Source organism: Streptomyces sp. SPB074 (assembly GCF_000154905.1).
In the GTDB taxonomy this organism is placed as follows: Bacteria; Actinomycetota; Actinomycetes; order Streptomycetales; family Streptomycetaceae; genus Streptomyces.
Genome location: NZ_GG770539.1, coordinates 1,267,846 through 1,275,728 on the forward strand (window position 1 = coordinate 1,267,846; position 7,883 = coordinate 1,275,728).

General features: G+C 73.8%; 8 protein-coding genes. All 8 read right to left on the reverse strand.

The window, feature by feature from the left end:
- Positions 1-36: 36 nt before the first annotated feature.
- Genes ssuE through SSBG_RS05130 form a run of 8 tightly spaced genes read right to left on the reverse strand, consistent with a single transcriptional unit; the run spans position 37 to position 7,881 of the window.
- On the reverse strand, positions 37-594 hold the full coding sequence (ssuE, locus tag SSBG_RS05095) for an NADPH-dependent FMN reductase (protein WP_008745147.1): 558 nt from the start codon (positions 592-594) through the stop codon (positions 37-39).
- Positions 595-625: 31 nt separating this feature from the next.
- Entirely contained in the window at positions 626-1,363 is a 738-nt protein-coding gene (locus tag SSBG_RS05100; protein ID WP_008745148.1) for an alpha/beta hydrolase, read from the reverse strand.
- Positions 1,364-1,385: 22 nt separating this feature from the next.
- Positions 1,386-2,723 (reverse strand): NtaA/DmoA family FMN-dependent monooxygenase, encoded by a 1,338-nt coding sequence (locus SSBG_RS05105; protein ID WP_008745149.1) that lies wholly within the window; start codon positions 2,721-2,723, stop codon positions 1,386-1,388.
- Positions 2,724-2,765: 42 nt separating this feature from the next.
- Positions 2,766-3,593, reverse strand: coding sequence for an ABC transporter ATP-binding protein (locus SSBG_RS05110; protein WP_037868982.1), 828 nt, complete (start codon positions 3,591-3,593; stop codon positions 2,766-2,768).
- A complete protein-coding gene (locus SSBG_RS05115) occupies positions 3,590-4,462 on the reverse strand; it encodes an ABC transporter ATP-binding protein (protein ID WP_037868984.1) in 873 nt (290 codons plus the stop codon). Before SSBG_RS05115 ends, SSBG_RS05110 begins: the two co-directional genes overlap by 4 nt.
- Complete coding sequence (locus SSBG_RS05120) at positions 4,459-5,322, reverse strand: ABC transporter permease (protein WP_037871126.1); 864 nt, start codon at positions 5,320-5,322, stop codon at positions 4,459-4,461. Before SSBG_RS05120 ends, SSBG_RS05115 begins: the two co-directional genes overlap by 4 nt.
- Positions 5,323-5,324: 2 nt before the next feature.
- Positions 5,325-6,350, reverse strand: a complete 1,026-nt coding sequence (locus SSBG_RS05125; protein WP_008745151.1) for an ABC transporter permease — start codon at positions 6,348-6,350, stop codon at positions 5,325-5,327.
- A 28-nt stretch (positions 6,351-6,378) separates the two neighbouring features.
- Positions 6,379-7,881 carry an ABC transporter substrate-binding protein gene (locus tag SSBG_RS05130; RefSeq protein WP_078491216.1) on the reverse strand — a complete coding sequence of 501 codons (1,503 nt, stop codon included), beginning with the start codon at positions 7,879-7,881 and terminating at the stop codon, positions 6,379-6,381.
- Positions 7,882-7,883 lie beyond the last annotated feature (2 nt).

Here is a 7,883-nt window from a genome sequence, read left to right on the forward strand (position 1 = left end):
GGCGGGCCCCGTCGGCCGGGGGCCCGCCCCCCGTCCTCACCCCACCGGGACGGGCGCCGGGAACGCCGTGTGCAGGGCGCGGGCGAAGGCGTCGGTGACCTGGGTGAGGGCCTCGTCCGTGGGGGCGGGGATCGTGAGGGTGCCGTCCGGGTTCACCGTGAGGTCTTTGTCGACGACGAACCAGCCGGGGACGACGTGGGCCGCGCCCATGGAGGTCAGGACCGGGCGCAAGGCGTAGTCGAGCGCCAGGACATGGGCGGTGGAGCCTCCGGTGGCGAGGGGGAGAACGGTCTTTCCCGCCAGCGCGTACTGCGGCAGCACGTCCAGGAGGGTCTTCAGCAGGCCGGAGTACGCGGCCTTGTAGACGGGCGTCCCGATCACGACGCCGTCCGCTTCCGCGAAGGCGCGGGCGGCGCGGACGATCTCGGGATGGCCGAACTCCGCGGCCAAAAGGGGCCCGGCGGGCAGGGCGCGGACGTCGAGGACGGTGACCTCGTGGCCCTGGGCACGCAGGTGCTCGTCGAGGTGGCGCAGGAGGCGGGCGGTGCGGGAGGTCGCGGAGGGGCTGCCGGAGACGGAGAGGATACGGGCCATGACGGTGCCTTCCGTGGAAAGGGTGCGCGGGTCACCACGTACTGGACTGGACGGCGACTCGCGGAACGAGGTGTTCGCGCAAGGTCTCCAGGAAGCCGACGACTTCGGCGGCCACCGAGCGGTGCTGGAGATCGTTGAGGACGTCGTGATGGGCACCCCGCACGAGGACGTGGCGCGCGCGGTCCAGGGACTTGGCCAGCGCGGCGAGCGCGGAGTGGTCGGCGAGCGGGTCCAGCTCACCGCTCAGCAGGAGGGTGGGGACGGTGGGGCGGGCGGCATAGGCGGCGGTGAGGAGCGCGGGCGGTACGGGCTCGGCGAGCGCGCCGCGCCGTACTCCCGTGTCCTCGGTGAGCCGCCCCCGGTGGGTCGGGCACGCGGTACGGACGCCGAGTTCGTCGTCCCAGCTTCCCGCCTCGGCGCCGCCCGCGACGGGAGCGGGCAGCCCGGCGAGGATCAGGGCGTCGGCGGCCGGGGCGTCCCCGTCCGCGTACAGCGCCGCGAGCGCCGCCGCGCCCGCGTCGGCACCGAGCAGGACGACGGGGGCGGCGGGGCCGTCGCCGGACGCGGTGCCCGCGAGGGCGGCGGCGGCGTCCCGGGCGGTCAGCGTCTCGCCCGGCGGCTCGATGACACGCACGCGGTAGGCGTCGAAGGCCAGGCGGGTGCCGAGTCGCGTGTACGTCTGCGGGGTCTCGCCCCGGCCGGGCACGACGAGCACCGTGCCGCGCCGGAGCAGGCCCTCGGGGGTGTGGAAGTCGAGCGGTTCACTCATGTGCGTGCTCCCGTGGGGGTGTTCAGGCGCGGGCGGCGGTGTGGCGGTTCTCGGGGACGGGGAGGCCGAGGTGGCCCCGGAGGGTGTCGGCCTCGTAGGCGGTACGGAAGAGGCCGCGCTTCTGGAGGAGCGGGACGACGCCGTCCACGAACAGGTTCAGCTCCTCCTCGGTGCGGAAGGCGAGGTTGACGCCGTCGAGCGTCCCGGCCTCGAACCAGTGCTGGAGGGCGTCGGCGACGGTCTCGGGGGCGCCGGTGAAGGGGCCCTCCTGGTAGGCGTTGAGGCCCTCGGCGACCTGGCGGAGGGTGAGGTTCCCGGCGCGGGCGCGCTCGATGATCTTGGTGGCGGTGGTGCGCCCGCCCTTCTCGGCGAGGTGGGCCACGTCGGGGAAGGGCGCGTCGAGGTCGTACCGCGAGAAGTCGTGCGCGCCGAAGGAGCGGCCGAGGAGGCCGAGGCTGCGGCCGAGGTCCTTGTCCTCCTCGTGGATCTCGCGCTCGCGGCGGCGGGCGGCCGCGTCGGTGGCGGCGACGACGGGCGAGCCGTGGAGGAAGACCTTGATGTGCTCGGGGTCGCGGCCGTGGGCGGCGGTGCGGCGCTTGATGTCGGCGTAGTACTCCTGGGCCTGGGCGAGGGTGCCGCCCGGCGCGTAGATGCCCTCGGCGACGCGGGCGGCGAGGTCGCGGCCCTCCTCGGAGACGCCGGCCTGGAAGATGACGGGCTGGCCCTGCGGGGAGCGCGAGAGGTTGAGCGGTCCGGCGACCTTGAAGTGCTCGCCCTCGTGGTCGAGCGCGTGGAGCTTCGTGGGGTCGAGGAAAACGCCGCGTGCGACGTCGGCGGGGAAGGCGCCGTCCTCGTAGGAGTCCCACAGCCCGCGCGCGACCTGGACGAACTCCAGGGCCCGGCCGTAGCGGGTCGCGTAGTCGAGGTGTTCGTCCAGGCCGAAGTTGCGGGCGGTGCCGGTGTCGAAGCTCGTGACGACGTTCCAGCCGGCGCGTCCGCCGCTGATGTGGTCGAGGGAGGCGAAACGGCGGGCGAGGTTGAAGGGCGAGTTGTAGGTGCTGCTCGCGGTGCCGACGAGGCCGACGCGGGAGGTGTGCGTGGCGACGGCGGAGAGGAGGGTGAGGGGTTCGAGGCGGTTGAGGTAGTGGGCGGGGTAGGTCGCGTTGATGAACTGGCTGTCCACGATGAACAAGGCGTCGAAGAGGGCGTGTTCGGCGGCCTGGGCCTGGCGTATGTAGTAGTTGATGTCGATGCTCGCGTTCTTGGCGACGCGCGGGTCCTTCCACAGGCCGTGCTGGCCGGGGCCGCCGACGCCGTAGGGGTGCAGGGCGAGGTGGAGGCGGCGGGGGGCGGTGGTCATGGGGGAACTCCTCGGTGGCGGGCGGGTCTTGGGGCGTGCGGGTCAGGAGGTGAGGGCCGCGCGCAGACGGGCGCGGGTGGCGCGGTCGCCGCCCGCGCCGCGCAGGGTGGGCGCGGAGGCGAGCAGCAGCCTGGTGTAGGGGTGCTGGGGCCGGGTGACGACCTGGCGGGCGGGGCCGTCCTCGACGAGCGCGCCGTGGTGGAGGACGGCGATGCGGTCGGCGGTACCGGCCACGGAGCCGAGGTCGTGGGAGATGAAGAGGAGGGCGACGCCCTGCCCGCGCAGGTCCTTGAGGATGTCGAGGATCTTCACGCGGTGGGCGGCGTCGAGCGCGCTCACCGGTTCGTCCAGGAGGACGAGACGCGGCTCGGTGACGAGGGCGCGGGCGAGGACCGCGCGTTGGCGCTGCCCTCCGGAGACCTCGCCGGGCAGCCGGTCGAGCAGGTCCGGGTCGAGGTGCACGCGGGGCGCGAACTCCCTTGCGCGCGCGATCGCTTCCTTGCCGGGGATGCCCTGGAGGAGCAGGGGTTCGGCGAGCGAGTGGCCGAGGGTGAGGTCGGGGTCGAGGCTGCGCAGGGGGTCCTGGAAGACGTAGGAGACGAGGCCGCGGCGGCGCAGCGCGCGCCACTGGCGGGCGCCGTACGCGGTGACGTCCTCGCCCGCGACGTGGAGGCTGCCGGAGGTGGGGCGGACGAGGCCGAGGACGGTGCGGGCCAGGGTGGACTTGCCGGAGCCCGTCTCGCCGATGAGGCCGGCCGTCTCGCCGGGGGCGAGGTCGAGATCGACGCCGCGCAGCGCGGTGCGCCGGGCCCGCCCCCGGCCGTAGTGGACGTCGATCCCGCGCAGGCGCAGGACGGGTGCGGCGCTCACGCGTCCTCCCGGGTGGTGTCGTCGCCGAGGAACCTGTCGAGTCCGTACTGCTCGTGCTCCCGCACGAGGAGGCGTGTGTACGGGTGGCGGGGGTGGTGCAGCACCTCGGCGGTGGGGCCCTGTTCGACCACTTCGCCGTCGCGCATGACGAGCACCTCCGCGCAGACCTGGGCGACGACGGCCAGGTCGTGCGAGACGACGAGGAGGGCGAGCCCGCTCTTTTCGCGGAGGTCGGCGAGGAGGTCGAGGATCTCGGCCTGCACGGTGACGTCGAGCGCGGTCGTCGCCTCGTCGGCGATCAGCACGCGCGGCCCGGCGGCTAGCGCGGTGGCGATCAGGACGCGCTGGAGCATCCCGCCGGACAGCTCGTGGGGGTACTGGGAGCGGACCCGGGCGGGTTCGCGCAGGTGGACCTGGGCGAGGAGCGCGGTCGCGCGCTCGCGGGCGGCGCGACGGCCGAGGCCCTGCTTGACGCGCAGCACCTCGGTGAGCTGACTGCCCACGGAGAGTGAGGGGTTGAGGTAGGAGGCGGGGTCCTGGAAGACCGCGCCGAGGGTGGAGCCGCGCAGCGCGGTCCACTCGCGCGGGGTCAGGCGCGCGGTGTCGGTCCCGTCGATCTCGACGCGCCCGCCGGTGAGGGCGAGGGGCGGGGGCAGGACGCCGAGGGCGGCGCGGCAGGTGAGGGTCTTTCCGCTGCCGGACTCGCCAACGATGCCGAGGGTCGCGCCGGGCGCGAGGGCGAGGCTCACGCCGTGGACGAGGTCGTCGCCGCCGGGCCGTCCGACGCGTACGTCGTGGAGCGCGAGCACGGGCGGGGCGGGCGGCGTGCGGGGTGGTGTGGGGGCCAGGGAGGGGGACGGGGCGCTCAACGCGTACCTCCTGCGGAAGCTTGGGCGCTACGGGGGCGGGGGGCGTCGGGCGCGGGGGCGCCGGAGACGTCGCGCACGGCGTCGGCGAGAAGGTTGCAGGCCCACACGGTGAGGGTGATCAGGAGGGCCGGTACGAGGGGCGCCCAGGGGCGCTGGGCGAGGAAGCCGAGGTCCGTGGCGAGGAGGCCGCCCCAGGTGGCCTGCGGGGGTTCGACGCCGATGCCGAGGAAGGTGAGGCTGGAGACGATGACGAAGCCCGTGCCGACGGTCTGCGCGAGGGCGACGGCGAGCGGCGGGAGCGCCTTCGCGAGGACGTGGCGGCGCACGATCCAGCCGGTGGAGGCGCCCGCGAGCTGGGCGGCCTCGACGTACGGGGAGCGGGCGATGCCGAGGGTGGCGGCGCGGGCGACGCGGTAGAAGAGCGGCGAGACGAGGACGCCGGTGACGAGCATCGCCTGCGTGAGGCCGTTGCCGAGGAGCGCGATGACGGCGACGGCGAAGAGGAGGAACGGCAGGGCGACGAGGGTGTCGGCGAGGCGCAGCGTGAACCACTCGAAGACGCGGCCGAGGTGGACCGAGAGCAGTCCCGGTACGGCGCCGACGACGAGCGCGGTGAGCGCGACCTCCAGGGCGCCGACGACGCTGACCCGGGAGCCGTCGAGGAGGCGGCTGAGCACGTCGCGGCCGAGGTTGTCGGTGCCGAGCGGGTGCGCGCCGGAGATCCCCGCGAGCGCGTCCGGGCTCGTCGCGAGCGGGTCCCGCGGGGCGAGGAGGGGGCCGAGGACGGCGAGGAGCGCGATCACGGCGAGGAGCGCGAGGGCGAGGCGGCCGGTACGGAGGCGGAGCAGGCGGCGGAGCACGGTCACACCCCCCGTCCGGCGGCCGGGACGAGGCGGCCGAGCACGAGGTTGACGAGCAGGTTGAAGCCGACGACGAGGACGATCGAGACGACGAGGACGCCCTGGACGGCGGGGACGTCCCCGGCCTGCGCGGAGTCGTTGGCGAAGCGCCCGAAGCCCTGGAGGCCGAAGATCCACTCGGTGACGACCGAGGCGCCCACGAGGGCGGGGAACTTGAGGCCGAGGGTGGCGAGGGCGGGGCCGACGCCGTTGCGCAGGACGTGCCGGAAGAAGATCCGGCGGGGGCTCAGGCCGCGGACGACGGCGCCGAGCACGTAGTTCTCGCGGTACGCGGCGATGAGGCCGCCGCGCAGCTGGCGGGCCACGTCGGCGATGACGTCGCAGCTCAGCGCGAGGGCCGGGAGCGTGATGTGGGCGAGCCAGGGGCCGAGCCCCTGCCCGGGCGGCACGTATCCGGCGGAGGGGAAGAGGCCGAGGCCGACGGCGAGGACCGTGACGAGGACGATGCCGACGACGAAGGCCGGCATGACCGAGATGACGGTGACGAAGCCGGTGACGGCCCGGTCGAGCGGTCCGCCGCGCCGCAGGGCGGCGAGGGTGCCGAGGGCGAGGCCCACGACGACGCCGATGAGGAGGGCGAGCCCCGCGACCGAGAGGCTCACGCCGAGGCCGAGGCCGATGAGGGTGGAGACGCTGGTGCCGTTGGTCCAGCTCGTGCCGAGCTGCCCGTGGAGGACGTCGCCGAACCAGTCCGCGTACTGGACGAGGAAGGGCCGGTCGAGTCCCCACTGCGCCTCGACACGGGCGATCGCCTCGGGGCTCGCCTGCTCACCGAGCTGGATGCGGGCGGGGCTCAGGCCGCTGAGCGCCCGCAGCGCGAAGGTGACGAAGGTGGCGACGAGGAAGACGGGGACGAAGACGGCGACCGTGCGGGCGAGGACGGCGAGGGGGCGGCCCGCGCGGCGGCGGGACTTGGGGGTGCCGGACGGGGTGCCGGTGAGCGGGGGCGGTGGTGCGAGGGCGGTCAACGGGCTCTCCTCTCCGGGGGGTTGTGGCTCACTTGGCGGCGCCGATGGTGACGCCGGTCCAGTTGAGGTGGGCCGGGTTCTTCGGGAGGGCCGAGACGGTGGGGCTCTTGGCGAGGAGGTTGGGCGCGGAGTAGGTGAAGACGAGGGCGCGGCTCTCCAGCCCGGCGCGGGTCGCCGCGCGCAGCGCCTTCGGGTAGCCGGGCGCGTCGATGGGGGTCTCGCGCACCTTCGCGGCGGCCTTCTCGAAGCCCTTGGGCTCGTAGGGGCTGCTGAGGTTGAGCGGTCCGTCGGGGCCGAAGTGGGCGGTGAGGGTCTGGAGGGCGGAGTCGCGGCCCGTGGTGCTGTAGAGGGAGAAGGCGAGGTCCTTCGCGAAGAACGGCGTCGCCCAGTTCTTGTCGATCTTGATGCGGACGGTGATGCCGACCTTGGCGAGCTGCGACTGCACGATCTCGGCCTGCGGGTCCTCGGTGGGGATGACGAGGTCGAGCTTGAGCTTCCCGGCGGGGTAACCGGCCTCCTGGAGAAGCTTCTTCGCCTTTGCCGGGTCGTACGGCCAGGCGTTGGCGGAGGCGGGGTCGTAGGCCACGTACCCCTTGGGGAAGGGCTGGTCGGTGGTCTCTCCGTAGCCGAAGGTGAGCTTGTCCACGAACTCCTGGCGGTCCACGGCGTAGCGGACCGCGTCGACGACCTTCGGGTCCTTGAAGGGCGCCTTGTTGATGTTGAGGCTGATGTTCGAGGCGTTGAAGCCCGGCTGGACGAAGACGTCGAGCCCGGCCTGCTTGGCGGCCTTGGCCTGGCTCGGCTCGATGTCGGCGAAGTTGTAGACGCCGGTGCGCAGTCCGGAGACGACAGTGGCGGGGTCGGGCGCGGAGACGAGTTCGACCGTGTCGATGTGGATGTGCTCCGCGTCCCAGTAGTCCGGGTTCTTCGCGAGGACGGCCTTGGTGCCGGGGATGAGCTGCTTGACGAGGAACGGGCCCGCGCCCACGGGGTGCTGGTCGAGCTTCGCCGGGTCCGCGGCGGCCTTCGGGCTCGCGATCTGGAGGACGCGCTCGCCCAGGAGCTGGGGTATCTGGTGGTCGACCTGGCTGAGGTGGACCACGGCGTCGAGGCCGTTCGCCGTGACGGACCTGATCGAGGTGAGGTCGCCGAAGAGGGCGGAGTTCTTCTGCTTCTTGGCGCGCTCGATCGCGGCCTTGACGGCGCGCGCGTCGACCGGTTCGCCGTCGCTGAACCGCAGTCCCGGGCGGAGGTGGAAGGTGACCTCGTCGCCCTTCGCGTTGTACTCCCAGCTCTTCGCGAGGTCGGGGACGGCGTTGCCCTTCTCGTCCACCTTCGTCAACGAGGCGTAGGTGAGGGCGAGTTCACGAAACTGCGCACCACTTCCCGAGACCACGGGGTCCCAGTGCGCGGGGAAGTAGGAGGTGGCCCACTTGAGGGCGGCCGCCGTGCCGCCGGTGGCGGTGCCCGAGCCTCCGCAGGCGCTCAGCGCGGGGACGAGCAGGGCGGCGAGTGCGGTGCCGAGGGCGATGG